Origin of the sequence: Cellulomonas sp. RIT-PI-Y (assembly GCF_025642745.1) — a bacterium.
Taxonomy (GTDB): Bacteria; Actinomycetota; Actinomycetes; order Actinomycetales; family Cellulomonadaceae; genus Cellulomonas.
In genome coordinates this window covers 41,567-66,191 of record NZ_JANZKP010000015.1, presented here as the reverse complement: position 1 = coordinate 66,191, position 24,625 = coordinate 41,567, and the positions used below count along the sequence as shown (strand labels likewise).

General features: G+C 73.0%; 25 protein-coding genes. 18 read left to right on the top strand and 7 right to left on the bottom strand.

Annotated elements, in window-relative coordinates; genetic code table 11:
* Positions 1 to 16 precede the first annotated feature (16 nt).
* On the bottom strand, positions 17 to 1,291 hold the full coding sequence (locus tag OGL89_RS07130) for an ABC transporter substrate-binding protein (RefSeq protein WP_263119222.1): 1,275 nt from the start codon (positions 1,289 to 1,291) through the stop codon (positions 17 to 19).
* A 146-nt stretch (positions 1,292 to 1,437) separates the two neighbouring features.
* On the opposite strand from OGL89_RS07130, the gene OGL89_RS07125 reads away from it, so the two are divergent.
* From OGL89_RS07125 to OGL89_RS07100, 6 genes are all read left to right on the top strand, one after another.
* Positions 1,438 to 2,451 (top strand): LacI family DNA-binding transcriptional regulator, encoded by a 1,014-nt coding sequence (locus OGL89_RS07125; protein WP_263119221.1) that lies wholly within the window; start codon positions 1,438 to 1,440, stop codon positions 2,449 to 2,451.
* Complete coding sequence (locus tag OGL89_RS07120; RefSeq protein WP_263119220.1) at positions 2,448 to 3,671, top strand: glycosyl hydrolase; 1,224 nt, start codon at positions 2,448 to 2,450, stop codon at positions 3,669 to 3,671. The genes OGL89_RS07125 and OGL89_RS07120 overlap by 4 nt, the downstream gene beginning before the upstream one ends.
* Before the next feature lie 5 nt (positions 3,672 to 3,676).
* Positions 3,677 to 5,290 (top strand): D-aminoacylase, encoded by a 1,614-nt coding sequence (locus tag OGL89_RS07115; protein WP_263119219.1) that lies wholly within the window; start codon positions 3,677 to 3,679, stop codon positions 5,288 to 5,290.
* 32 nt (positions 5,291 to 5,322) lie between these two features.
* Positions 5,323 to 6,558, top strand: a complete 1,236-nt coding sequence (locus OGL89_RS07110) for a GAF domain-containing protein (RefSeq protein WP_263119218.1) — start codon at positions 5,323 to 5,325, stop codon at positions 6,556 to 6,558.
* A gap of 100 nt (positions 6,559 to 6,658) precedes the next feature.
* Positions 6,659 to 8,182, top strand: coding sequence for an aldehyde dehydrogenase family protein (locus OGL89_RS07105; protein WP_263119217.1), 1,524 nt, complete (start codon positions 6,659 to 6,661; stop codon positions 8,180 to 8,182).
* Between the two features lie 54 nt (positions 8,183 to 8,236).
* Complete coding sequence (locus OGL89_RS07100; protein WP_263119216.1) at positions 8,237 to 8,626, top strand: DUF779 domain-containing protein; 390 nt, start codon at positions 8,237 to 8,239, stop codon at positions 8,624 to 8,626.
* Between the two features lies 1 nt (position 8,627).
* Here OGL89_RS07100 and OGL89_RS17160 read toward each other — a convergent pair whose 3' ends face one another.
* Positions 8,628 to 10,163 (bottom strand): PucR family transcriptional regulator, encoded by a 1,536-nt coding sequence (locus tag OGL89_RS17160; RefSeq protein WP_263119215.1) that lies wholly within the window; start codon positions 10,161 to 10,163, stop codon positions 8,628 to 8,630.
* A gap of 97 nt (positions 10,164 to 10,260) precedes the next feature.
* Between OGL89_RS17160 and OGL89_RS07090 the strand changes: the two genes are divergently transcribed.
* The 8 genes from OGL89_RS07090 (at position 10,261) to OGL89_RS07055 (ending at position 18,849) form a co-directional block, all read left to right on the top strand.
* Positions 10,261 to 11,349 carry a DUF917 domain-containing protein gene (locus tag OGL89_RS07090; protein WP_263119214.1) on the top strand — a complete coding sequence of 363 codons (1,089 nt, stop codon included), beginning with the start codon at positions 10,261 to 10,263 and terminating at the stop codon, positions 11,347 to 11,349.
* Positions 11,342 to 12,919 carry a hydantoinase/oxoprolinase family protein gene (locus tag OGL89_RS07085; RefSeq protein ID WP_263119213.1) on the top strand — a complete coding sequence of 526 codons (1,578 nt, stop codon included), beginning with the start codon at positions 11,342 to 11,344 and terminating at the stop codon, positions 12,917 to 12,919. Before OGL89_RS07090 ends, OGL89_RS07085 begins: the two co-directional genes overlap by 8 nt.
* Positions 12,920 to 12,956: 37 nt before the next feature.
* The gene (locus tag OGL89_RS07080) at positions 12,957 to 14,537 is read left to right on the top strand and encodes an ABC transporter substrate-binding protein (RefSeq protein WP_263119212.1); all 1,581 of its coding nucleotides are present in this window, start codon (positions 12,957 to 12,959) and stop codon (positions 14,535 to 14,537) included.
* A 5-nt stretch (positions 14,538 to 14,542) separates the two neighbouring features.
* The gene (locus OGL89_RS07075) at positions 14,543 to 15,559 is read left to right on the top strand and encodes an ABC transporter permease (RefSeq protein WP_263119211.1); all 1,017 of its coding nucleotides are present in this window, start codon (positions 14,543 to 14,545) and stop codon (positions 15,557 to 15,559) included.
* Entirely contained in the window at positions 15,556 to 16,455 is a 900-nt protein-coding gene (locus OGL89_RS07070) for an ABC transporter permease (RefSeq protein ID WP_263119210.1), read from the top strand. Before OGL89_RS07075 ends, OGL89_RS07070 begins: the two co-directional genes overlap by 4 nt.
* Positions 16,452 to 17,231 carry an ABC transporter ATP-binding protein gene (locus OGL89_RS07065; RefSeq protein ID WP_263119209.1) on the top strand — a complete coding sequence of 260 codons (780 nt, stop codon included), beginning with the start codon at positions 16,452 to 16,454 and terminating at the stop codon, positions 17,229 to 17,231. The genes OGL89_RS07070 and OGL89_RS07065 overlap by 4 nt, the downstream gene beginning before the upstream one ends.
* Entirely contained in the window at positions 17,228 to 17,998 is a 771-nt protein-coding gene (locus tag OGL89_RS07060; protein ID WP_263119208.1) for an ABC transporter ATP-binding protein, read from the top strand. Before OGL89_RS07065 ends, OGL89_RS07060 begins: the two co-directional genes overlap by 4 nt.
* A gap of 110 nt (positions 17,999 to 18,108) precedes the next feature.
* Positions 18,109 to 18,849 carry an ANTAR domain-containing protein gene (locus OGL89_RS07055; RefSeq protein WP_263119207.1) on the top strand — a complete coding sequence of 247 codons (741 nt, stop codon included), beginning with the start codon at positions 18,109 to 18,111 and terminating at the stop codon, positions 18,847 to 18,849.
* 12 nt (positions 18,850 to 18,861) lie between these two features.
* Here the strand turns inward: OGL89_RS07055 and OGL89_RS07050 are convergent, their stop codons facing one another.
* Positions 18,862 to 19,350, bottom strand: coding sequence for an SRPBCC domain-containing protein (locus tag OGL89_RS07050; RefSeq protein ID WP_263119206.1), 489 nt, complete (start codon positions 19,348 to 19,350; stop codon positions 18,862 to 18,864).
* Complete coding sequence (locus tag OGL89_RS07045) at positions 19,347 to 19,700, bottom strand: metalloregulator ArsR/SmtB family transcription factor (protein WP_263119205.1); 354 nt, start codon at positions 19,698 to 19,700, stop codon at positions 19,347 to 19,349. Before OGL89_RS07045 ends, OGL89_RS07050 begins: the two co-directional genes overlap by 4 nt.
* Before the next feature lie 63 nt (positions 19,701 to 19,763).
* Between OGL89_RS07045 and OGL89_RS07040 the strand changes: the two genes are divergently transcribed.
* Positions 19,764 to 20,150: a DUF1304 domain-containing protein gene (locus tag OGL89_RS07040; protein ID WP_263119204.1), complete on the top strand. Its 387-nt coding sequence runs from the start codon at positions 19,764 to 19,766 to the stop codon at positions 20,148 to 20,150.
* Between the two features lie 2 nt (positions 20,151 to 20,152).
* On the opposite strand, the gene OGL89_RS07035 is transcribed toward OGL89_RS07040, so the two are convergent.
* Positions 20,153 to 20,635, bottom strand: coding sequence for an NUDIX domain-containing protein (locus tag OGL89_RS07035; protein ID WP_263119203.1), 483 nt, complete (start codon positions 20,633 to 20,635; stop codon positions 20,153 to 20,155).
* Positions 20,636 to 20,720: 85 nt separating this feature from the next.
* Here OGL89_RS07035 and OGL89_RS07030 point away from each other — a divergent pair, with 85 nt between their 5' ends.
* From OGL89_RS07030 to OGL89_RS07020, 3 genes are read left to right on the top strand one after another with little or no spacing between them, the layout of a single operon-like run.
* The gene (locus tag OGL89_RS07030) at positions 20,721 to 21,113 is read left to right on the top strand and encodes a peptidase inhibitor family I36 protein (protein ID WP_263119202.1); all 393 of its coding nucleotides are present in this window, start codon (positions 20,721 to 20,723) and stop codon (positions 21,111 to 21,113) included.
* A gap of 19 nt (positions 21,114 to 21,132) precedes the next feature.
* Positions 21,133 to 21,687 (top strand): sigma-70 family RNA polymerase sigma factor, encoded by a 555-nt coding sequence (locus OGL89_RS07025; RefSeq protein WP_263119201.1) that lies wholly within the window; start codon positions 21,133 to 21,135, stop codon positions 21,685 to 21,687.
* Positions 21,684 to 22,811, top strand: a complete 1,128-nt coding sequence (locus OGL89_RS07020) for a CU044_5270 family protein (protein WP_263119200.1) — start codon at positions 21,684 to 21,686, stop codon at positions 22,809 to 22,811. Before OGL89_RS07025 ends, OGL89_RS07020 begins: the two co-directional genes overlap by 4 nt.
* Here OGL89_RS07020 and OGL89_RS07015 read toward each other — a convergent pair.
* Both OGL89_RS07015 and OGL89_RS07010 read right to left on the bottom strand, forming a co-directional pair.
* Entirely contained in the window at positions 22,808 to 23,668 is an 861-nt protein-coding gene (locus tag OGL89_RS07015) for an NAD(P)H-hydrate dehydratase (protein ID WP_263119199.1), read from the bottom strand. The two genes, OGL89_RS07020 and OGL89_RS07015, sit on opposite strands and share 4 nt — an antisense overlap.
* A complete protein-coding gene (locus OGL89_RS07010) occupies positions 23,665 to 24,399 on the bottom strand; it encodes a histidine phosphatase family protein (protein WP_263119198.1) in 735 nt (244 codons plus the stop codon). The genes OGL89_RS07015 and OGL89_RS07010 overlap by 4 nt, the downstream gene beginning before the upstream one ends.
* Between the last annotated feature and the right edge of the window lie 226 nt (positions 24,400 to 24,625).

The window sequence follows — 24,625 nt, the reverse complement described above, 5'->3', positions numbered from 1 at the left end:
CGGATCCCTTCGGCGGTCAGGCCGCGTAGGACTTCTCGAACGAGTCGACGATCCGGTCCGCCGAGGCGGAGCCGTAGGCCATCGCGGTGACCCGGATCATCGGTTCGAAGACGTAGTCGGGGATGAGCAGGTCGGGCAGCATCACCGGGGAGACGTCGTCGCCGGTCAGCCGGGAGGCCTGTGCCACCAGCGGGAAGTCCTGGCTGACGGTGTCGGTGACCCGGCTCATGTCCCGGCCGGAGCCCAGGATGAAGTCGTCGGTGACGGCCTCGGAGTAGAGGTGCTTGATGAAGGGCTCGATCAGGTCGAGCTTCTCCCGGCCGTTCTCGCTGATCCAGATGCCGTGCCCGTTGTAGCTCTTGATCACCGACGGGTGGCTGATCACCGCGCCGCTGGTCGGCACCGGCCAGCCGCCGACCGTGACCTCTGCGGCGCGCTCGGCGGGGACCAGTGCCAGCGCGGAGGACATCGCGGGGACGATCGCCGCCTTACGGGTGTTGAACTGGGTCAGCTCGGAGTCCGAGGTGTAGCCCTGCACATCGTCGACGAACACGCCCGCGTCCCGGAGCTGGACGAAGTGCTCCACCCCGGCGAGCGCACCCGGGGAGTCCGACAGCTTGCCGGTGGAGAACACCGTGCGGGCCTCGTCGTCGGTGAGGAAGCCCTGCAGGATCTGCAGGAACAGCTTCTGGCCGCTCCAGTCCGACCCGCCGACCGTGACCGGGCCGATCCCCTTGCTGCGCAGCGCGTCGGCGACTGCGATCAGCTCGTCCGAGGTGGTCGGGATCGCGACCCCGGCCTCGTCCAGCAGTCCGGTGTTGAACGAGACCGGCCAGTTGGTCCGGGTGAACGGGAACGCCCGCAGCCGGCCCTGCTCGTCGGTCCACTCGTCGACCGCCTCCGGGATGATCTTGTCCCGCAGGTCCCAGCGGTCGAGCAGCTCCATCACGTCGATGGTGGCGTCGGCGTCGGTCCAGTTCAGGGTGCGGCCCTGCATGTTCACGATCGCGATGTCGGCCTCCTTGCCCGCCAGCGTGCTGGTCTCGAACACGATGGGCAGATCCGAGCCGTTCTTCAGCTCCGCCACCGTGCGGCCGGTGCTGCGCTCGTAGGCGGCGACCACGTCCGCGAAGACCTGGGCGCCCGCGACCGCGCCGGACAGCTGGGTGTGCACGGAGATCGAGCGCGGGCCGCTGGACGCGGGGACCAGTGCCCCGCAGCTGGCGAGCAGCGGGGTGAGGATGCCGCCGCCGAGGGCTGCCTTCAGAACGGTGCGCCTGCTGACGCTCACGATGCCTCCCTGGATGCTGCATTGCGTCGGGCCGAGGTGTGTATAGCGGTTTACCTAGCTGGGTGTTGAGGAACGTATACCGCTTTACAGGGGCCCGGCAACCCCTTAACCTCAACAGCACCATGACTGCAACGAGACCGAAACGTGTGACCATCGCCGACGTCGCACGCCGCGCCGGCGTCTCGCCCTCGGCGGTGTCCCACGCGTTCAACGGACGGCCCAACATCTCCGAGGCGACCGCCGCGCGCATCCGCGCCGCCGCCGACGAGCTGAACTGGCGGCCGAACTACGCCAGCCGCAAGGTCTCCGGTCAGGGCGGCCGCAGCCTCGGCCTGGTGATCGCGCGCTCCTCGGACACCTTCGGCCGGGACCCGTTCTTCATGCGCCTGCTCGCCGGGCTGACCGAGCCGCTGGCCGACATCGGCTGGTCGCTGTCGCTCACCCTGGTCCGCGCGGACGAGGAGGAGCAGGTCTACCGGCAGTGGTGGAGCGAGCAGCGGGTGGACGCGTTCCTGCTGGTCGACGTACGGCAGGACGACCCGCGACTGGCCCTGGTCGAGCAGCTCGGCGCCCCGGCGGCCCTGCTCGGCGCCCCGGTCGGCGCGGCGGTGCCCGCGGTGACCGTCGGCGACGAGTCCGCCTACGCCACCGTGATCGGGCACCTGGCCGGGCTCGGGCACCGCACGGTCGCCCGGGTCACCGACGCCCCCGGGCTGGCGCACACCCGCTCCCGCGACGCCCGGTTCACCGCCGCAGCCGAGGACCTCGGCCTGATCGCCCAGCTCGCGGTGTGGGACCCGGCCGCCGCCGACCCGGTGGCCGACCTGCTCGGCCGGTTGGGGGCCGCGACCGCGATCGTGGTGGACTCGGAGACCATCGCCGCCGAGATCGTCACCCACGCGCCGGAGGTCGGCGTGCGGGTGCCCGAACAGCTGTCGGTGGTGGCCTGGGAGGACTCCTGGGTCTCCACCATCGTCCGGCCCCGGCTGACCGCCTTCGACGCCCCGGTGGAGGAGAGCGCCCGCACCGCGGTGGCCCTGCTCGCCCGGCTGGTGAGCGGGGAGCCGGCCGGTTCGACCACGGTCAGCGGCCGCCGCCTGGTGATCCGCGACTCGACCGCACCTGCAGCACCCGCACCGCCCCGAGGAGACGCACTGTGACCCGATTCGGCGTGAACTACACCCCCTCCCAGGACTGGATGTTCCAGTGGATGGCGGTCGAACCCGACGCCGTGCGCGCGGACTTCGAGGCGATCGCCGCCCTGGGCGTCGACCACGTCCGGGTGTTCCCGCTCTGGCCGGTGCTGCAGCCGAACCGCACCCTGATCCGCCGCCGGGCGCTGGACGACATCGCGCTGGTCGCCGATCTGGCCGCCGAGTTCGACCTGGACATCGCGGTCGACGCGATCCAGGGGCACATGTCCGGCTTCGACTTCGTGCCCGCCTGGCTGGTCAACTGGCACGACGGCAACATGTTCACCGATCAGGGGGCGATCGACGCGCAGGCCGCCCTGGTCGCCGCGATCTACGACGCGGTGCGGGACCGGCCGAACCTCCTCGGACTGACCCTCGGCAACGAGCTGAACCAGTTCCAGCGGCCCAACCCCGCCGCGATGCCCGCCGAGCCCGAGCAGGTCACGCACTGGCTGCGCTCGCTGCTGGCCGCCCCGGTCGACCGCGACCCGCGCCACCTGGTCACCCACTCGGAGAACGACCACCTCTGGTACCGGGACGAGCACCCGTTCCAGCCCGTGCACGCGTCCCGGCTGGGCGACCTGACCACGGTGCACTCCTGGATCTTCAACGGCACCGCGGCCCGCTACGGCGCGCTGTCCCCGCAGTCGGTCCGGCACGCCGAGTGGATGATCGAGCTGTCCAAGGCCTTCGCCACCGACCCCGGCCGGCAGGTCTGGCTCCAGGAGGTCGGCGCCCCGTCGATGAACCTGGCCGAGGAGGAGATGCCGGAGTTCTGCACCCGCACGGTCGAGGCCGCGCTGACCAGCCCGGACCTGTACGCGGTCACCTGGTGGTGCTCGCACGACGTCACCCGTGAGCTGGGCGACTACAAGGACCTGGAGTACTCGCTCGGGCTGCTCGACACCGAGAACCGGGTCAAGCCGCTGGGCCGCCGGTTCGCCGAGCTGATCGCCGACGCCCGCCGGGGTGCCCTGCCCACCGCGCAGCCGCGCACGGTCGGCGTCGTGGTCGAGGTGGACGAGCGGCACCTGCCGACCTCCCGGGCGTCGCTGGCCCCCGGGGGCGCGGTCTTCGAGCTCTGGCACCAGCTCCGCGAGCAGGGCGCCGCGGTCACCCTGGTGAGCAGCCTGCAGGACCCCGCCACCCGTGGGATCGACGAGCTGGTCCACGCCGAGGTGCACTGACCGCCATGTTGCTGCGTGGCGGACAGGTGGTGGACGGCACCGGCCACGAGCCGTTCACGGGTGACGTGCTGGTCGAGGAGGGCCGGATCGTCGCGGTCGGGGGCCGGCTGGACCCGGGCCGTCACCGGGTGATCGACGCCGACGGTCTGGTGGTCGCCCCCGGGTTCATCGACATGCACGCGCACTCCGACCTGGCCGTGCTCACCGACGGCGCCCACCTGGCCAAGACACTCCAGGGCGTCACCACCGAGGTGCTCGGCCAGGACGGGCTGTCCTACGCGCCGACCACCGACGCGAGCATGGCCGTGGTCCGGGAGCAGATCGCCGGCTGGAACGGCACCCCGGACCTCGCCTTCGACTGGCGCGGCGTCGCGGAGTACCTGGCCGAGATCGACCGCCGGGGCAGTGCCACGAACGTCGCGTACCTGCTCCCGCAGGGCACGATCCGGCTCAACGTGGTGGGCACCGAGGACCGCCGGGCCACCCCGGACGAGCTGGCCGCGATGGCCGCCCAGGTCGATCGCGGGATGATCGAGGGCGCGTTCGGGATGTCCTCCGGGCTGACCTACGTGCCCGGCATGTTCGCGGACACCGCCGAGCTGGCGGCCCTGTGCGCGGTGGTCGCCCGGCACGGCGGGTTCTACGCGCCGCACCAGCGGTCCTACGGCGCCGGGGCGCTGGCCGCCTACGCGGAGATGGTCGAGGTCGCCCACCGGTCGTCGGTCGCCCTGCACCTCACCCACGCCACGATGAACTTCCCGGAGAACCGCGGCCGGGCCGGGGAGCTGCTGGCCCTGGTCGACGACGCGCTCGCGGACGGCGTGGACGTCACGCTCGACTCCTACCCCTACCTGCCCGGAGCCACCACCCTGTCCGCCCTGCTGCCGAGCTGGATCGCGACCGGTGGGCCCGCCGCCACGGTCCAGCGGCTGCGCGATCCGTCCGTGCGCTCCCGTGTGCTGGAGGACGTCGAGGTGCGGGGGAGCGACGGCTGCCACGGCGTCCCGGTCGACTGGGACACCATCGAGATCGCCGGTGTGCGCGACCCCGCGCTGTCCGATCGGGTCGGTCGTACCGTCGCGGCGATCGCCCGGGACACCGCGACCCCGCCCGGAACGGCCTTCCTCGACCTGCTGATCGCCGACCGCCTCGGCACCGGGATCCTGCAGCACGTCGGCGACGAGGCGAACGTCCGGGCGGTCACGCGGCACCCCCGGCACACCGCGGGCAGCGACGGCATCCTCGTCGGCGCCAAGCCGCACCCGCGCGGGGCCGGGACGTTCGCGCGCTACCTCGGCCGCTACGTGCGGGAGGAAGGCGTGCTGACCCTCGCCGAGGCGGTGCGGCACCTGTCCGGCACCCCGGCGGCCCGACTCGGGCTGACCGACCGGGGGCGGGTGGCAGCGGGCTACGTCGCGGACCTGGTGCTGTTCGACCCGACGACGGTGGCCGACCGGGCGACGTTCGCGGAGCCGAGGCTGGGGCCGGTGGGGATCCCCTGGGTGGTCGTCGGCGGGGAGACCGTGGTGGACGACGGGGTGCGGACCGATCGGCGGGCCGGGCGGGCGCTGCGGCACGGATCTCACCCTGGCGCCCCGCACACCCCCGGGTCAGACTGACCCCACGCCACCGACGTCGAAGGGGGGCGAGCGTGCCGACCGACCGCACCGTGGCCCGGACCCTCGCCGCCCACGAGCGCTTCCTGACCACCGGCGCGACCTCCGACGTCCGGCCGCTGGTCGCCGAGTCCTGGCGCCGCAGCCTGCGTGGCGGGGTCGATCCCGAACGCCCCTCCCCGCCGGTGGTCCTGTCCGGCGCGGAGCTGTACGCCCATCGGGACACCCACCCGCTGCGGCAGGCGTTGCCGGTGGTGCGCGGGCTGCTGCTGGACGCCGCGGTGAGCGAGGAGTTCCTGGTCGCCCTGACCGACGCCGAGGGTCGGCTGCTCTGGATCGCGGGGGACTCCCGGGTGCGGGAGGCGGTGGCCGGGGTCGGCTTCGTCGAGGGCGCGTCCTGGGACGAGCGGCATGCGGGGACGAACGCTCCGGGCACCGCGCTGGTCACCGGTGGCACGGTGCAGGTGCGGGCCGCCGAGCACTTCAGCCGGGCGGTCCAGCCGTGGAGCTGCACCGCCGCGGTGCTGCGCGACCCGGGCGGCCGGGTGCTCGGGGCGCTGGACGTCACCGGTCGGGAGGGGGCGGCGTCGTTGCTCATGCTGTCCCTGGTCCGGGCCACCGCGACCGCGGTGGAGTCCGAGCTCCGGGCGCTGGACGCGCTGAACCACCCGTCGACCGCCACCGCCGCCCGCCTGGAGCTGATGCGCGCCGACTCCGGGGTGCTGCACGGCCCGGGACCCGGGGCCCGGGCGCTGTCCCTGCGGCACGCCGAGCTGCTGTTGCTGTTGTCCGAGCACCCGCGCGGGCTGCACGCGGACGAGCTGGCGGTGCTGCTGCACCCGGACGCGATGTCGGATGTGGCGGTGCGCGCGGAGGTGTCCCGGCTGCGGCGGGTCGCGGGTCCGCTGCTCGACCACTCCCGGCCGTACCGGCTCGCGGGGGCGCTGAGCACCGACGTCGGTGCGGTGCGGGAGTCCCTGCACGCGGGCGAGGTCCGCTCGGCGCTGGACCGCTACCCGGGTCCGGTGCTGCCGCGTTCGCGGGCGCCGGGGGTCGAGCTCGTGCGGGAGGGTCTGGCCGCCGATGTGCGGGCCGCGGTGCTGCACGCCGCCGACCCGGTGCTGCTGGAGCGCTGGCTGGACCGGGAGGAGGGCGCCGACGACTGGACCGCCTGGGAGCAGCTGGCCCGGCTGAGCGCGCCCGGCTCCGTCTCCCGGGCGCGGGCCACCGGCCGGCTCGACCTGCTCCGGCGGCGGTTCGGCCTGCGCTGACCGGGGGTGCAACGCCGTTGCAACCCTGTCCGGCCTACCGTCGCGAGCACGGTGCATCGCAACGACGCGATGTCCGGTGACCCTGCACGGAGGCATGCAGATGACCGTCTACGCAGCGCCGGGACAACCCGGCAGCCCCGCGACCTACCGCGAGCGCTACGACCACTGGATCGGCGGGGAGTACGTCGCCCCGGCCGCCGGACGTTACTTCGAGAATCCGTCCCCGGTGACCGGACGCCCGTTCACCGAGGTGGCCCGCGGCGACGCCGCCGACATCGACCGGGCGCTGGACGCTGCCCACGGTGCCGCCCGGACCTGGGGGAAGACCACCGCGACCGAGCGGGCGGTGATCCTGAACAAGATCGCCGACCGGATGGAGCAGAACCTGGAGATGCTCGCGGTCGCCGAGACCTGGGAGAACGGCAAGCCGGTCCGGGAGACCCTGGCCGCCGACATGCCGCTGGCCGTCGACCACTTCCGCTACTTCGCCGGGGCGGTCCGGGCGCAGGAGGGCTCGATCTCCGAGATCGACGAGGACACCATCGCCTACCACTTCCACGAGCCGCTGGGCGTGGTCGGCCAGATCATCCCGTGGAACTTCCCGATCCTGATGGCGGTGTGGAAGCTCGCCCCCGCGCTCGCCGCCGGGAACACCGTGGTGCTCAAGCCCGCCGAGCAGACCCCGACCTCGATCCTGGTCCTGATGGAGCTGATCGCCGACCTGCTGCCGCCGGGCGTGGTCAACGTGGTGAACGGATTCGGCGTGGAGGCCGGCAAGCCGCTGGCGTCCAGCCCCCGCATCCGGAAGATCGCCTTCACCGGCGAGACCACCACCGGGCGGCTGATCATGCAGTACGCCAGCCAGAACATCATCCCGGTCACCCTGGAGCTGGGCGGCAAGAGCCCGAACATCTTCTTCGAGGACGTAGCGCGCGCCAAGGACGACTACTACGACAAGGCACTGGAGGGCTTCACCATGTTCGCCCTCAACCAGGGCGAGGTCTGCACCTGTCCGTCCCGGGCCCTGATCCAGGAGTCGATCTACGACGGCTTCCTGGCCGACGCGATCGCCCGCACCGAGGCGGTGAAGCAGGGCAACCCGCTGGACACCGACACGATGATCGGCGCGCAGGCCTCCAACGACCAGCTGGAGAAGATCCTGTCCTACATCGACATCGGCAAGGCGGAGGGCGCCAAGGTGCTCACCGGCGGGCACCGTGCCGAGCTCGACGGTGACCTGGCCGGCGGGTACTACGTCACGCCGACCATCTTCGAGGGCAAGAACTCGATGCGGATCTTCCAGGAGGAGATCTTCGGCCCGGTGGTCGCCGTGACCTCGTTCTCCGACTACTCCGACGCCATCCACACCGCCAACGACACCCTCTACGGCCTGGGCGCGGGGGTGTGGTCCCGGGAGGGCGCGATCGCCTACCGCGCCGGTCGCGACATCGAGGCGGGCCGGGTCTGGACCAACTGCTACCACGCGTATCCCGCGGCGGCGGCGTTCGGCGGCTACAAGGGCTCCGGCGTCGGGCGGGAGAACCACAAGATGATGCTCGACCACTACCAGCAGACCAAGAACCTGCTGGTCTCCTACTCCGCGCAGAAGCTCGGCTTCTTCTGACCGGCGTTCCGTGGGGCCCCGGGAGACCGGGGTCCCACGGGGGAGGGAGACACCATGAGCAGGGTCGATCACACCCCTGCTGCCGCGGGCATGCTCCGGCGGCTGCACGACCAGCACGGCGAGCTGATGTTCCACCAGTCCGGCGGCTGCTGCGACGGTTCCTCGCCGATGTGCTACCCGGCGGGGGAGTTCCTGACCGGTGACGCGGACGTGCTCCTCGGTGAGCTGCGGGTCGACGAGGGGTTCACCGTCCCGGTGTGGATGAGCCGGAGCCAGTTCGCGTACTGGCGGCACACCCACCTGACCATCGATGTGGTGCCGGGCCGCGGGGCGGGATTCTCGCTGGAGGCGCCGGAGGGGGTGCGGTTCCTGATCCGGTCGCGGCTGCTCACGGACGAGGAGTGGGCCGACGAGGGGGAGGGGGTGACGCTGGACCCGCGGTGACTCAGGACTCCAGCAGCCCGCGCATCCGGCACGCCAGGTGTAGCCCCAGCCGGACGTCCGGGTCGGCCAGGTCCACACCGAGCCTCTCGGTGATCCGCTGGATCCGGTACGTCACCGCGTTCGGGTGCAGGTGCAGGGCGGCGCCGGTGTGCTTGGGCGAGCACTGGTGGTCCAGGTAGGCGGTGAGGGTGCGCACCGCGGTGCCGGCGCGGGCCGGGTCGAGGGCGTCGATCGGGGCGAGCAGCTCGTCCATCACCCGGCGGCTGAGCGGGGAGGCGTGCAGGTCGGCGAGTACCCGGCGCAGGCCGGTGGTGTCCATCACGGTGATCCGGCCCTCGCGGCCGGTGCGCAGGGCCAGTTCGGCCGCGGAGCGGGCCTCGACCGAGGACTGCCGGATGCCGCCGAGCCCGCGCTGGTCGGTGCCCATGCCGATGTGCACCACGGCGTGCGCGTCGGTGACCAGCCGGGCCACGGCCAGCTCGACCTCCGGGCGGGCGGCCTCGATCAGCAGCCGACCGTCGCCGCCGTCGTCGTCGCTGGCCAGCAGCAGCAGGCTGCCGCCGACCCGGACCACGTGCCACCAGGTCCCGGAGGGATGCATGATCTCCAGGCAGATCATCTCCGCCCCGGACAGCAGGCGTCGGCGTTCCGCGATCGGGGCCTCGCCCCCGCCGGAGTGCCGGGGGCGCAGGTCGAGCCAGAACGCGATGTGGGTGGAGTCGATCGGCAGGCCGATGCTCCGGGCCTGTTCGGTGAGGCCGACCAGGTGGGTGGGCTCGGCGACCACGATCTGGGCGAGCAGCTCTGAGCGGGTCTGGGACGGTGCGAACCGGCGTTCCAGGATGCGGCGCACCAGACGACCGACGGCGGCGGCCACCGACGGGATGACCAGGTCGGCGGCACGGTCCGGGGCCGCGCAGCGCACCACGCCCACCACCCGGTCACCGACCAGGACCGCGCCGGGGTCGGTGGGGCCCTCCACGGGTCCGAGCCGTCCGGCGCCGCCGCGGAACTCCAGGGGACGCCCCAGCGCGTCCCCGGCGGCGTGCAGCAGAGCGGCGACCCCGCCGTCGTCGCTGGTGTCGGTGGCGTCCGGGTCGGCCTGCGCGCGGGCGAGGACGTCGAGCACCGCCTCGGCCCGGGCGATGGTGTCGGAGGTGCCGCCGCGCACGGTGCGGTTCAGCCAGACGATCAGCTCGTTCACGTCGGCCTCGGCAGGCACGGACAGGAGCGGGAGCTCGGCGCGTTCGGCGATCCGGGCGGCGGTGACCGGCACCTGTTCGGCACCGACCAGGATCAGGCCGGCGTGCCCGCGCTGGGCGGACCGGCGGACCGCGACGTCCAGCTCATAGGGCTCGACCCGGCGCAGCACACTGGCCAGCAGCACCACCAGGGCGCCCACTCCGGGGGAGCCGACCGACGACAGGTCGCCGACGGTGGCGATCTCGCGCACCTCCGGGCCGTCCTCGGCCCGCGGGCCCATCATCCGGAGCCCGTGGTGGGCGCCACGCGCCACGAGTTCACCCACTGTCGCCACGACTGAATTGTGTCCTGAGCACAGTTCCCGGGCAAGAACAGTGATGAGACGACATTGAGCCGGTCGGGCACGCGCCGCAGACTTTCGGCTCGTGAGCGTGATTCCCCCCATCCAGTCCATCGACGCGGAGTCGGTCGGTGCCCTCGGGCGCGGCTGCGCCGTGCTCAGCACCGGCGGAGGCGGCGGCGTCGAGACCGGTCTGCTGGCTGCGGGCTACGCCCTGGAACAGCACGGGCCGGTCGAGGTGATCCAGATCGAGGACGTCGCCCCCGACGCCCTGGTGGTCCCGCTGTCCGGCATCGGCGCCCCGACGGTCTCCACCGAGATGATCGCCGACGCCGACGACGTGCTCCGGCTGCGGGATGCGATCGAGGAGCTGACCGGCCGCGAGGTCGCTGCCGTGATGTCCTCGGAGATCGGCGGGTCGAACGGCGTGCAGCCGGTGGCCTGGGCCGCCCGGCTCGGCGTGCCGCTGGTGGACGCCGACGGTATGGGCCGGGCGTTCCCCGAGGTGCAGATGATCTCGATGTACGTGGCCGGGCTGCCGGTGAACTCGATCGCGCTCGCGGACAACCTGGGCAATGTCACCACCATGAAGCCGGTGGACGGGCTCTGGGCCGAGCGCCTGGCCCGGTCGGTGGCGGTGGCGGCCGGGTCGCACGCGCTGATGGCGGACTACCTGCTGGACGGCGCGCAGCTGGACGGCGCCGTGATCCCGCGGACGGTGACCCAGGCGGTGCGGCTCGGGCACGCCACCGAGGGCGCCGAGGACCCGCTGGCCGCGCTGGTCCGGGCACTGGACGCCAGGGTGCTGGTCACCGGGAAGATCATCGACATCGAGCGGCGCACCGGGGGCGGATTCGTCCGCGGCTCGGTGGTGATCGACGGGCTCGGCGACGACCGGGGCCGCCTGGTCCGGGTCGAGATCCAGAACGAGAACCTGGTGGTGCTCGACGAGGGCACCCTGCTGGCCTCGGTGCCGGACCTGATCACCGTGGTCGACACGGCCAGCGCCCGCGCCATCCAGACCGAGGGGCTGCGGTACGGCCAGCGGGTCAGCGTGCTCGCCTGGGCCTGCCACCCGCTGTGGCGCTCCACTCGTGGGTTGGAGGTCGTCGGCCCGCGGGCCTTCGGCTACGACCTGGACTACGTCCCCGTCGAGGAGATCGGAGCCACCCGTGGCTGACCTGCGGCAGCGCCCGCTGCGCATCGGGATCGACGTCGGCGGCACCAACACCGACGCGGTCGTGCTGGACGCCGACGGCGCCGTGCTCGCCTGGACCAAGCAGGCCACCAGCGCCGATGTCACCACCGGCCTGCAGACCGCGGTCGGCGCGGTGCTGGCCGCGATCGGCGACGACCGCGAGCGGGTCGGCCGGGTGATGCTCGGCACCACGCACGCGACCAACGCCATCCTGGAACGCCGCGGCCTCGGCCGGGTCGGCGTGATCCGGATCGGTGCCCCGGCCACCACCGCGGTGCCGCCGCTCTACTCGTGGCCGAAGGAGCTGCGCGACGCGGCCCTGGTGGACGCGGTGATCGTCCGTGGCGGGCACCTGATCGACGGCTACCCGATCGCGGAGCTGGACACCGAGGCGATCCGGGCGTTCGTCCGGACCCATGCGGCGACGGCCGACGCCTTCGCGGTGACCGGCGTGTTCAGCCCGGCGTTCCGGGAGCAGGAGCTCGAGGTCGCCGCGATCGTCGCCGAGGAGGCCGGCGCGGACGTGCCGGTGTCGCTCAGCCACGAGATCGGCTCGCTCGGCCTGGTCGAGCGGGAGAACGCCACCGCGCTGAACGCCGCGCTCTATGGCGTGGCCCGGGACGTCACCCGGGCACTGGAGCAGGTGGTGGCGGCGCACGGCCTCGACGTGGTGACCTACTTCGCGCAGAACGACGGCACCCTGATGGCCCCGGACTACGCGGCCCGCTACCCGGTGCTGACCATCGGCTCCGGTCCCGCGAACTCACTGCGCGGTGCCGCGTACCTGTCCCAGGTCGAGGACGCCGTGGTGATCGACGTCGGCGGCACCTCCAGCGACCTGGGCGTGCTGCTGCGGGGCTTCCCGCGCGAGTCGGCGCTGGCGGTGGACATCGGCGGGGTTCGGACCAACTTCCGGATGCCGGACATCCTGGGCATCGCGATCGGTGGTGGCACCCGGATCCACGGCGGCGTGGACGAGCTGGTGCTGGGCCCGGACTCGGTGGGCTACGCCCTGCCGCAGCACGGACTGGCCTTCGGCGGTGACACGGCGACCCTGACCGACGCGGGTCTCGTCGCCGGGCGCACCGCGATCGGCATCGCCGATCCGAGCCGGGTGGTCGAGGGGGACCGTCCGCTGCTCGCTGCGGGGTTGAGCGCCGCGGACGAGGCGATCGCCGAGGCGGTCGACATGGTGACCATGGGCCGGACCGAGCATCCGCTGGTCGCGGTCGGCGGTGGAGCGTTCCTGGTGCCGGACCAGGTGCCGGGGGTAGCCGCCGTGCTGCGGCCGGACTTCGGTCAGGTGGCCAACGCCGTCGGTGCCGCCATCGCCCTGGCCTCCGGCCGCTGGGAGGCGATCATCCCGTCCGGGACCGGTCGCACCGAGGCGCTGGAGGAGGCCAAGTCGATGGCCTGCCGCCGCGCGATCCAGGCCGGTGCCGACCCGGAACAGGTCGAGATCGTCGAGCTGACCGAGGTCCCGCTGTCCTATCTGCCCGAACCCGCAGCCCGCGTCCAGGTCAAGGCCGCCGGCCCGCTCGGCCGACTCTGACCGACGTCCCCTCCCGAAAGAAACGGAGCACCCCCCTGTGCGACGCATCCTGACCGCCACCGGTGCGGTCGCCGCCCTCGTCCTCCTCGCCGCTTGCGGCGGGGGTCAGGTCCGCGGTGACGCCAGCGCCGGATCGTCCTCGGACGACACCTTCACCTACGTGACCAACACCGAGATCGTCACCGAGTGGGACCCCGCGCTGTCCTACTCCAACGAGATCCGCTCGATGGAGAACGTCTACGAGTCGCTGACCTCCTACGACTCCGCCACCGAGACCGTCGAGCCCCGGCTGGCCACCGAGTGGACCTCCTCCGAGGACGGCACCACCTGGACCTTCACCCTGCGCGACGACGTCACCTTCCACACCGGCCGGCCGCTCGACGCCACCGCCGCCAAGGAGGCGCTGGACCGCACGATCGAGAAGGCCGGCGGCGCGGCGTACATCTGGGACGCGGTCGACTCGATCGAAGCCCCGGACGCCACGACCCTGGTGTTCCACCTGTCCTACGCGGCACCGATCGACCTGATCGCGTCCTCGGCCTACGCGGCGTACATCTACGACGTGGACGCGGCCGGTGACGGCGGGGACCTGGACTCCTGGTTCGCGGAGGGGCAGGAGGCCGGCACCGGTCCCTACACCGTCGCCGAGTGGAACAGCGGGCAGGAGTACGAGCTGACCCTGAGCGCCTACGACGACTACTGGGGCGGCTGGGCGGACGGGCAGTACACCACCGTCGAGTACCGGGTGACCCCGCAGACCACCACCGCCTGGCAGCTGTTGCAGAACGGTGAGGTGGACTTCGTCGAGACACTGAACCCGGAGATCTTCACCCAGGCGGAGAGCACCGACGCGGTGGCGACCTCGGAGACCAGCTCATTGCAGAACCTCCTGGCGCTCTACAACACCGCCGACGGACCGATGGCCGACGTCCGGGTACGGCAGGCCGTGCAGCTGGCCACCGACACCGCCGGCGTGGTCGAGGCGCTGAACGGTGCCGCGGTCGAGGCCGAGGGCCTGGTGCCGGACGGTCTGCTCGGCTCCGGCGCCGGGGTGACGCACACCCAGGACCTGGACCAGGCGGCCGCGCTGCTCGCCGAGGCGGGTTACGACGCCTCGAACCCGCTGACCCTGACCCTCACCTACGCCCAGGGCGACGACAACCAGCAGCTCTACGTCACACTGCTGACCTCCGCGCTGGCCGAGATCGGCGTCACGCTGGACGCCCAGCCGCTGCAGTGGAACGCGCAGTGGGACCAGGCCCGGACCGGTGACCGCCAGGACGTGTTCGTCATGTACTGGTACCCGGACTACGCGGACGCCTACTCCTGGTTCGTCAATGTGTTCCGCTCCTCCGACGACCCGTACTTCAATCTGTCGTACCTGGCCGATCCCGAGGTCGACGCGCTGATCGACCAGCTGCCGACGCTGACCGCCACCGACACCGACGCCGCGCAGGCCGCGTACGTCGAGCTCCAGCAGAGGATCGAGGTCCAGGACGCGGCGGTCACGACGCTGTGGACCGACACCTACCAGCGGGCCTTCGCCGCTGACGTGCAGGGCTACACCGACAACCCGGCGTACCCGAACGTGGTCTTCGTGCACGAGCTGAGCCACTGACCGTGATGGCCCGTCACCTGGTGCGCCGTCTGGCGCAGTCCGTCGTCGTCGTGGTCGGCGTGGTGGTCGTGAGCTTCCTCGTCGCCCGGGCGGTGCCCGGTGACGCGGCCGTCTCGGCCACCGGCGCGCGAGCCAGCGCGTCGGAGCTGGCCGCCGCCCGGGAGCGGCTGGGACTGGACCAGCCGCTCCTGGTCCAGCTCGGCCGCTACCTGGGCAACCTGGTCACCGGCGACCTGGGTACCAGCCTGCACACCCGGCAGCCGGTCGCCTCGGACCTGGGCAACGCGTTGCCCGCGTCGTTGGAGCTGGTCGGCGCGGCCATGCTGCTCGCGGTGCTGATCGGCATCCCACTCGGGGTGCTGGCGGCGCGCTGGCGGCCCGGGCCGGTGGACGTCACGGTCCGGGTCGGATCGGTGCTGGCGGTGTCCGCGCCGGTGTTCCTGCTCGCGCTGGTGCTGCAGCTGGTGTTCGCGACCCGGCTCGGCTGGTTCCCGACCGCGGGGGAGTACGCCCGCTCGCTGGACAGCAGCAGTCCGCTCACCGTGTGGACCGACATCACCGCGGTGGACGCCCTGATCACCGGCAACTGGCCGATGCTCGGCAGTGTCCTGCACCACCTCGCGTTGCCCGCCCTGGCCCTGGCCGCCTACCCGACCGGGGTGATCGCCCAGATGACCCGGGCGGCGCTGGTCGAGGAGGGCGCGCAGGACCACGCCCGGATGGAGCGGGCGCTGGGCTTCGGCCGGATGGCGGTGCTGGTCCGGTTCTCGTTGCGAGCGGCCTCGGCACCGGTGCTGCAACTGGTGGCTCTGGTGTTCGCCTACGCCCTGGTGAACAGCTTCCTGGTCGAGTCGGTGTTCAACTGGCCCGGACTGGGCAGCTACACCGCCACCGCGATCTCCTCGGTGGACACCCCCGCGATCGCCGGGGTCACGCTGACCGTGGCGCTGGTCTACGTGGTGCTGAACCTGGCCGTGGACCTGGCGCAGACCGCTCTCGACCCCCGGGTGAGGCTGACGTGAGCATCCATCCCGACACCGTCGCCCCCGCGACCCGGCTGCCCGGCGGCGGCGCGCTCGCCCGTCGACTGGTCCGGGTCGTGGGCCGGGACACGCTCGCCGCGGCGAGTGCCGTGGTGCTGGTGGTCATCGTGCTGGCCGCGCTGTTCGCGCCGTGGATCGCGCCGTTCCCCGCGGACGGCACCCTGGCCACCCATCCCGCCGACCGGCTGTCGGCCCCCGGTGCCGAGCACTGGTTCGGCACCGACCAGGTCGGTCGTGACCTGCTGAGCCGGGTGCTCTACGGCGCACGGACCTCGTTGGGGATCGCCGCCGCGGTGCTGGTGATCTCGGCGCTGGTCGGCGTGACGCTGGGCGTCGTGGCCGGATTCGCCGGTGGCTGGGTCCGGGACGTGATCATGCGGGTCACCGACGTGTTCCTGGCCTTCCCGGCTCTGCTGCTGTCCCTGGCGCTGGCCTCGATCCTGCGCCCCAGTGTGCAGACCACGATCATCGCCATCGCCGCGACCTGGTGGCCCTGGTACGCCCGGCTGTCCGCCGCGGTGGCCGCCGGCGTGCGCACCCGGCCCTACGTCGACGCCGCGCGATGCCTGGGCGTGCACCCGATCCGGATCGTCGGCCGGCACGTGCTGCCGAACAGCCTGACCCCGGTGCTGGTGCAGCTCTCGTTGGACGCCGGCGGAGTGATCCTGACCGCGGCGTCCCTGTCCTACCTGGGGCTGGGCGCCACCGAACCGACCAGCGAGTGGGGACTCATGGTGCAGTCCGGACAGTCGCTCTTCACCACGCACTGGTGGGTGGCCGCCTTCCCCGGCCTGGCCATCCTGGTGACTGCGTTCTGCTTCAACATGCTGGGCGAGGGACTGCGCGACGCCCTGGACCCGCGGAGCGCCTCGTGACGGCCCCGCTGGTCAGCGTCCGTGATCTGGTCGTCCGCTACGGCGACCGGGTGGTCTCCGCGGTGCCGGAGCTCGACGTGCGGCCGGGTCAGTGCGTCGCGGTCGTGGGCGAGTCCGGGTCGGGCAAGTCCACTCTGCTGCTCGCGGTGCTGGGCCTGCTCACCGGCACCGCGGCCCGGGTGGAGGGCTCGGTGCTGATCGGGGGGACGGACATCCTGCGGGCGGGAGAGCACGCGGCCCGCGACCTGCGCGGCTCGGCGATCTCCCTGGTGCTGCAGAGCCCGCAGGGATCGCTGAACCCGACCATGCGGCTCGGCCGGCTGCTGGACCTCGCGCTGCGTCGGCACGGCATCCGCGGAGCCGAGGCCCGCAGCCGGACCACCGAGGCCCTGGACGCGGTCCGGCTGCCCGCGGACATCGTCCGGCGTTACCCGCACCAGGTCTCCGGAGGGCAGGCGCAGCGGTTCGCGATCGCCACCGCCGTCGCGCTCGGCGCCCCGGTGATCGCCGCCGACGAGCCGACCAGTGCCCTGGACGTCACGGTGCAGGCCGAGGTGATGGGAGTGCTGGACCGGCTGCGCCGGGAGCAGGGCACCGCGCTGCTCTTCGTCTCGCACGACCTGGCCCTGGTCTCCACCGTCGCCGACCACATCGTGGTGATGAAGGACGGCGCGGTGCTGGATGCCGGGGACGTCGACCACGTGCTGCACCGCTCGACCGTGCCGTACACCCGCGCGCTGCTGGACGCGGTGCCCACGCTCGGAGGCCCTCGATGACCGTCCATCCGATCCTGGAGCTGGCCGGTGTCGACCTGGCCTACGGGAAGACCACCGTCGTGCACGGACTGGACCTGGCGGTCGCGGAGGGGGCGTCGCTCGCGCTGATCGGCGAGTCCGGCTCCGGCAAGTCCACCGCGGCCCGGGCCGCGCTCGGCCTGCTGGCGCCGGGTGCCGGGGAGGTCCGGTTCCGGGGCACGGCGCTCGGATCGCTGGATGCCGCCGGTCGCCGGGCCTACCGCGGCGCCGTACAGCCGGTGTTCCAGGACGGCCCGGAGACCCTCGATCCCCGGCAGCGGGTCGGCTCCGCGGTGGCCGAGGGGCTGCGACTGCCCCGGGACGAGCGTCGCACCAGGGTGCGACGCCTGCTCACCGACGTCGGCCTGGATCCGGAGCTGGCCGAGCGCCGCCCGCACGAGCTGTCCGGTGGGCAGCGTCAGCGGGTCGGGATCGCCCGTGCGCTGGCCGTCGACCCGGCGCTCCTGGTGCTCGACGAGCCGACCAGCGCGCTGGACGTGACGGTGCAGGCCCGGATCCTCGACCTGCTGGACGCGCTGCGGGCCGAGCGTGGGATCGCGATGCTGCTGATCACGCACAATCTGGCCGTGGTCGACCGCTTGTGCGACGACGCGGTGGTGCTGGAGGCCGGGCGGGTGGTCGAGCGTGGCCCCGCCCGCCGGGTGCTGGACGAACCGCAGCACCCTTACACCGCGTGGCTGCGGGCGGCGGTGCCGGAGCTGGGCGGGACGTTGCCAGGGCTGGGCTGACCGATTCCCCGGTGCGCTGGACGCGGGGTCCGGGGCCGCCTAGCGTCTGGGGTCAGCAAGGAGCTGGTCGGCACGAGCGGGCTCGGCCTCCGGAAGGGCGGTACCCCACCATGACCGACGACACGACCATCCGCCCTCCGGCGCGCACCGCCGGGGCCACCGGCTGCCACTTCACCATCGAGCTGCGCCAGGAGCACTGGTGGTGGAACGAGGAGTGCTTCCAGCTGTTCGGCTTCGAGCCGGGCGAGATCGCACCCACCACCGGGCTGGTGCGCGCGCACACCGAGGCGGACGACCGCGCCAAGTGGCGGGACGCCCTGGACTTCTGGGACCGGAGCATCAGCACCTGGGCCTCGGTGATCGCGATGGTCGATGCCCGCCGACGCCGGTTCGAGGCGCTGGTCGTGGGCTCCGTGGTGGACCAGCCCGGCGGTCTGGTGCACGGCTACCTGGTCGACATGTCCGCCCCGATCCGGACCCTGGCGGCCGCGGAGGCGTCGCGGCAGATCCAGCAGGCCGCCGCCAGTCACGCCGCGATCGAGCAGGCCAAGGGCATCCTGGCGGCGATGACCGGCAAGTCGGTGGAGGACAGCTTCGTCCTGATGCGGCGCACGTCGATGGACCGCAACATCCCGCTGCGGCTGCTGGCGGCCGGCGTAGTGGAGGCGGCGGCGCGGGGTGAGCTCGGCGCGCTGGGCCTGGACTCGCCGTTGCTGGGCGGCGACGGGCGTCCGGTCGATCCCGCGGAGAAGGTGCGGGTGCGGACCGATCGGCGGGCCGCATCGGACGAACCGCCGATCGGGCCGGGTGCCAGGCGTGCCCGGCGTTCCTACGACCTCGCCTCGGCTTGAACTCCTGAGTGATCAGTCCCCGGTGAGGAGGTGGTCGATCTGCCCGAGCGCCTCGGACATCCCCTCGACCATCCCCATGTCGGTCAGCTGGCGCATCTGCTCAGCGTCGGCGAACCGGGACACGATGGTCATCCGGGTGCCGTCGGCGACGGGCTCGATCGCGACCTCGGCCCGGGTCACCGGCATCTCGGTGCTGGGTCGGCCGTCCTCGTCCGCGAAGCCGTCGTCGAAGTGCAGCGTGCGGGGTGCGTCGACGGTGACGAACTCCCACCACCCGCCGGCCTTCTCGCCCTCCGGGCCGGTCATGTAGTACGACGCCCGGCCACCGGGTCGCAGATCGAGCTCGGTGAAGGTGGCCGGCCAGGTCGGCGGACCCCACCAGCGCTCGAGCTGGCGCGGGTCGGCCCAGAGCTCCCAGACCCGCTCGGGGGTGGCCCGGAACTCGCTGACGATGGTCAGGGTGCGGGCGTCGGTGTCGGGGGTGGCGCTGATGACGGTCATGAGTGGTCCCCTTCGGTGGGTGGCTCGTCCAGGATCTGGCCGAAGCGGTCCATCCGCCCGCGCCAGACCCGCTCGTACTCCTCCAGCAGTGCGGCCGCCGAGCGGATGGTCCCCAGGTCGGGGCGGACCAGCTGCTCACGGCCGCGTCGGTGCTTGGTCACCAGATGTGCCCGTTCCAGCACGGCGACGTGCCTCTGCACCGCGGCGAAGCTCATGTCGTAGCCCTCGGCGAGGGCCGTGACCGAGGACTCCGCCCGCAGCACCCGGCTGACGATGTCGCGGCGAGTGGCGTCGGCGAGGGCCGCGAACACCCGGTCCACCTCGGCCTGCTCCCACTGACGTACAACCATGTTGTTGTACGTTACGCCGCGCGCCGGCGCCGGACAAGAGGCCGGAACCGGCACAATCGGCGCATGACCGTCGTCGCCCTGATCCCCGCCGTGCTCGCGGCCCTCGTGCACGTGTACATCTTCGTGCTGGAGTCCGTGCTCTGGACCGGCCCGCGGGCCCGCCGGATCTTCGGCACCACCGAGGAGGAGGCGCAGGTCACGCGTTCGCTCGCGCTGAACCAGGGCTTCTACAACCTGTTCCTGGCGATCGTCACGCTGTGCGGGGTGGGCGGGCTGGCGGCCGGGTCCGACGGGGTCGGCGCCGCGCTGGCGCTGGCCGGGACCGGCTCGATGCTGGCGGCGGCGCTGGTGCTGGCGGTGACCTCGCCCGACAAGCGCCGGGCGGCGGTCACCCAGGGCCTCTTCCCGCTGATCACCGTGGTCCTGCTGCTGATCGCGGTCCTGGGCTGAGCTCAGCTCGGCATCGACCACACGGCGGGCAGCTCGCCCGACCGCCAGGCGGCGATCACCGCGGCCTCGTGCGGCACCATCGGCTCGGGCAGCGCGTCCAGGTCGAACCAGGCCATCCGGGCCGCCTTGTCCGGCTCGCGCAGTCCGGGGTCGCCGGTGAACCGCCGGGTGAGGAAGAACAGATCCGCCCGCTGCTCGACCTGCGGTCCGGTCCGCTCGAACCGGTGCAGGGTGGTCAACGGCACCAGGTCCGCCGGGTCGACCACGATGCCGGCCTCCTCCTGCGCCTCGCGGATCGCGGCCTCGTGCGCGGACTCGCCGGGGTCGACGTGTCCGGCCACGGTGGCCCAGTGCCCGTCCCGGTACCCGGTGCCCGCACGCAGCTGGAGCAGGAGCCGGCTGCCGTCCAGGACCAGGAGGTAGGAGGCGGCCACCAGCAGGCTGCGGCCGTCGATGTGGTCGTCGGGGGCGTAGTGCTCGGTCACCCGCCGAGTATGGCAGTGCACGGATGTGACGAAAATCACATTTGGCCGCTGTGACGTCGGGAAGGGCTCGCGGGATGTCCGGGGTATGAGCCCCCGCCCCGCGCTGCGCCGCCGTCTCGCCGCCGTCGCCCTGTCCTGTTCGATGATGTTCGCGCTGCCCGCCCTCGCCCGGGCCGACGACAGCGCGGACGACGACACCGTGACGGCGTTCAGCGCCGGTCAGTGCGCGGCCGGCCGGTTCTGCATCTGGTCGGCCGCCGGGTACGCCGGCGCGTTCTGGAGCACTGCGAGCGCCGGTGTCCAGTCCACGCCCGTCGCCACCGCGCGCACCGTGTGGAACCGCTCGGGCGTCGCGGTGCGGCTCTACGCCAGCGACGACGGCACCGGCTCGTGGACCTGTGTCGCGTCCGGTGCCCTGCTCACCTCGACCTCCATCTCCAGCTCGTCGGTCCGTACGATGACCACGACCGGCTGTTAGTGAGTGATCTGAAGGTGACGTGTCAGCAGGGGGCGACGACGCGGGCGAACCCGCCGCGGCGGCGAGTGCCGTCGCTGCCTTCGGCGACCTCTACCGCGAGGTCGCGCCGGGACTGCGCGCCTTCGTCCGGCGCCAGGTGCCGGAGGAGCAGGTCGACGACGTGCTCGCGGAGGTCTTCCTGGTGGTCTGGCAGCGGTGGTCCGGACTGCCCGCGCCCGAGCGGGTCCGGCCGTGGATCTACGGCGTGGCCCGCAACAAGATCCGGCACGCGCACAGCCAGCGCGGCCGGACCGCGCTCGGGGCGGACCTGGTCGCCGCCGACGCCTTCGTCCACGCGCCCGACCCCGCTGACGGTCTCGCCGCCGACGACCGGGCCCGACGCCTGGTCGCGCTGCTCCCCGAGGCGGAGGCCGACGCGATGACGCTGACCATCTGGGGTGGACTGACCGCGACCGAGGCGGCGCGTGAGCTCGGCGTGAGCGTCACCGCCGTGACCAGCAGATTGTCCCGGGCTCGTGCCCGGCTGGCGACCGCACTGCAGGACGAGCTCGACCGGGACGGAGGTGCACGATGACCGAGACGCCGCAGGAACGCCGTGCGCGTGCCGAGATCGACGAGCTGGCCGTGCTGCTGGACGGCGTGGGCCTGGGGGGACCCGCGCCGGCCGCCGCGGTCGACGACGACGCGATGCAGCGGGAGATCGCCGCGATCGTCGGGCGCCGGCCCGCTGCCGAGCCGGCGACCGTGATCCCGCTGCGCCGTCGCCGGTCGCCGTGGTCCCTGGCCGCGGGGGTCGCGGCCGCGGTGCTGCTCGCGGTCGGCGTGACCCTGGTGCCCAGTCAACTCGGCGACCCGCCCGCGGTGGCCGCCGCCCCGCCGATGCTGGCGTACCCCATCGACCCGGAGTCCCTGGCGGCGGGCGAGGGTGCGCCCGCCACCGACGAGCTCACCGCCCTGGCCGCCACCGCCGCCGCGAGGGTCGACCCGGAGCCCACCGGTACCGTGCAGCACACGCTGTCCCAGAGCTGGCTGCTGTCGGTCGAGGTCGACGACGACACCACCACGATGGCCGTCGAGCCCACCATCGGGGAGACCTGGACCGCCGAGGACGGTTCGGCCACCTTCGTGCAGTGGCGCGGCCCCGGTCTGGCGCCCTCCGGCGAGCTGGTGTTCGACCAGACCGTGGACACCGCTCCGGACAACGCCGCGGTCGACCTGCTGCCCGCCGGGACCTTCGACGCCCAGCAGGCGGCGCGGCTCTCCCGCGACCCGGTCCAGCTGCGCGCCGAACTGCTCCGCAGCCTCTCCATGCTGGGCTGCGACCTCCCGGACTCGCCGAACGCCGCGGTCTGCCTCTACCTGGCGATCACCGACCTGGCCGACCGCCTGGTGCTGCCCGCCGATCTGGACGCCGCGCTGTGGCAGGTGCTGGCGGACGAGCCCGGACTCACCCTTGCCGGGACGGTCACCGACCGGCTGGGCGAAGGCGCGGTGGCGCTGGCCTTCCCCGCCGCGGACTGGGACAGCGACCCGCTCGTCCGGGTGCTGCTGATCGACCCGAGCACCGGCTCGATCGCCGGACGCGAGGAGGTCACGCTGTCCTCCGAGCTGCTCGACATCGACGACCCCACGGTCACCCAGTTCCGGTACGACCTGTCGGTCGGCTGGACCGACGTGACGGGTCCGAGCCAGGGCTAGGCGCCGAGCTCCACCAGCAGACCCGGGAACTCCTCGGTCAGCTCGCGGGCCAGGAAGCCCAACGGCCCGATCCGGGCCGCCAGGCGGTCCCCGGCGCTCGCGTGCACTGCGGTGCCCCAGGCGGCGGCCTGTTCCGGTGGGCAGCCGGCGGCGAGGAGCCCGGCGATGGCACCGGAGAGCACGTCGCCGCTGCCCGAGGTGGCCAGACCCGGGTGACCGGACGCCGTGGTCCACAGGCGGCCGTCCGGATGGGCGATCAGACCGGCGCAGGAGACCACCGCACCGTACCTCTCGGCCACCCGGATCGCGGCGTGCGACGGCTCGACGTCCTCGCGGCCCACCAGCCGGGCGGCCTCGGTGAGATTCGGGGTGAGCACCGTGCGCGGGGGGAGGTCCGCGTCCAGCCCCGGCAGCACCCCGAGGGCGAAGGCGTCGATCAGCAGGGCGGACTCCGTCGAGTCCGCGGCCGCCGCGAGCACCGAGGCGAGGAGCGTGGTCGACCCGTCCGGCTCGTCCAGCCCGGGGCCGACCACCACCGCGTCGGTCCGGCTCAGCTCCTGATCCAGGCGGGGGGCGCCGGCGCCGGTGGGCGATCCATCACGGTCCTCGGGCAGGGAGAGCACCCCCGCCTCCGGGAACTGGGCCGCGCACGCCGGGGCGACCGAGGCGGCCACGGCGAGCGTCAGACGCCCGGCGCCGATCCGCAGCGCGGCGGACCCGGCCAGCAGCACCGCCCCGGGCGTGGGCCGGGCGCCGCCGATCACCAGCACCCCGCCGCGGTCGTCCTTGCTGCCGCTGCGTGCGGGCAGGGGCCAGTCCCGCAGGGTCGCCGGGGTGAGCGGAATCGGGTCGGTCATCGGGCCGGCCGCCCGTGCTCGGCCTCGTCGCTCCCGGCGTGCTCGGTGACCTCGGCATCCGCGCCGGCCAGATGGCGCACATCGTCGGAGCGCTGGGCCGCCCAGCCCTCCGGGCCGCGGGTCAGGACCGTCACCGAGGTGTTGCGCACGCTGCCGCGCCCGATCAGGTCGAACAGGCCCTCCTCGTCCAGGCCCTCCAGCACGTAGCGCAGCAGCCAGATCACCGCGTCGTGCGCGACGATCAGCACCCGCTCGTGGGGCGCGTCGTCGATGTCCCGCAGCGCCGAGCGGAGCCGGAGCGCGACATCCGCCCAGGACTCCCCGCCGGGCGGCCGGTAGTAGAACTTGCCCAGGTGATCGCGTCGAGCGGCCTCCTGCGGCCACCGTGCCCGTATCCCGTGACTGGTCAAGCCGTCGACGACGCCCAGCTCGCGATCACGCAGGCGTTCGTCGACCACGGTCGGCAGTGTGATCCCGGCGTGGCTCTGAGCGATGCGGGCGGTCTCACGGGCGCGCTGGTACGGCGAGCACCAGAGGCTCTGCGGAAGGATCCGGGCGTCGGCCCAGTGCGTGCCGAGCGCCGCCGCCTGGTCCCGCCCGTTCTCGGACAGCGGGGTGTCGGCGTCCCGGGTGAGGACACCGACCTCCTGCTCACCCGAGCGCTCCGCGCGGGTGGCGGCGACATTGCCGGTGCTCTCCCCGTGCCGTACCAGCCACAGCTCGCTGACCATGCGGGCCACGCTCGCAGCCCCCGGCGGGCTCCGCATCCCGAATCGGGATGTTCCTGCTGGATACACGCAGGTGCTCACCCGGGTGAGTTCGACCGAACACCTCCCGCGCCGCGCGACGGGACGCTAGGCTCGCCGCGCGAAGGTCCCGGATCACCCCCTGCTCCGGGGCCTTCGCCTTGTCCCGACCGCTGTGACTCAGATCACAGAAGGTCGATGTGACACATCG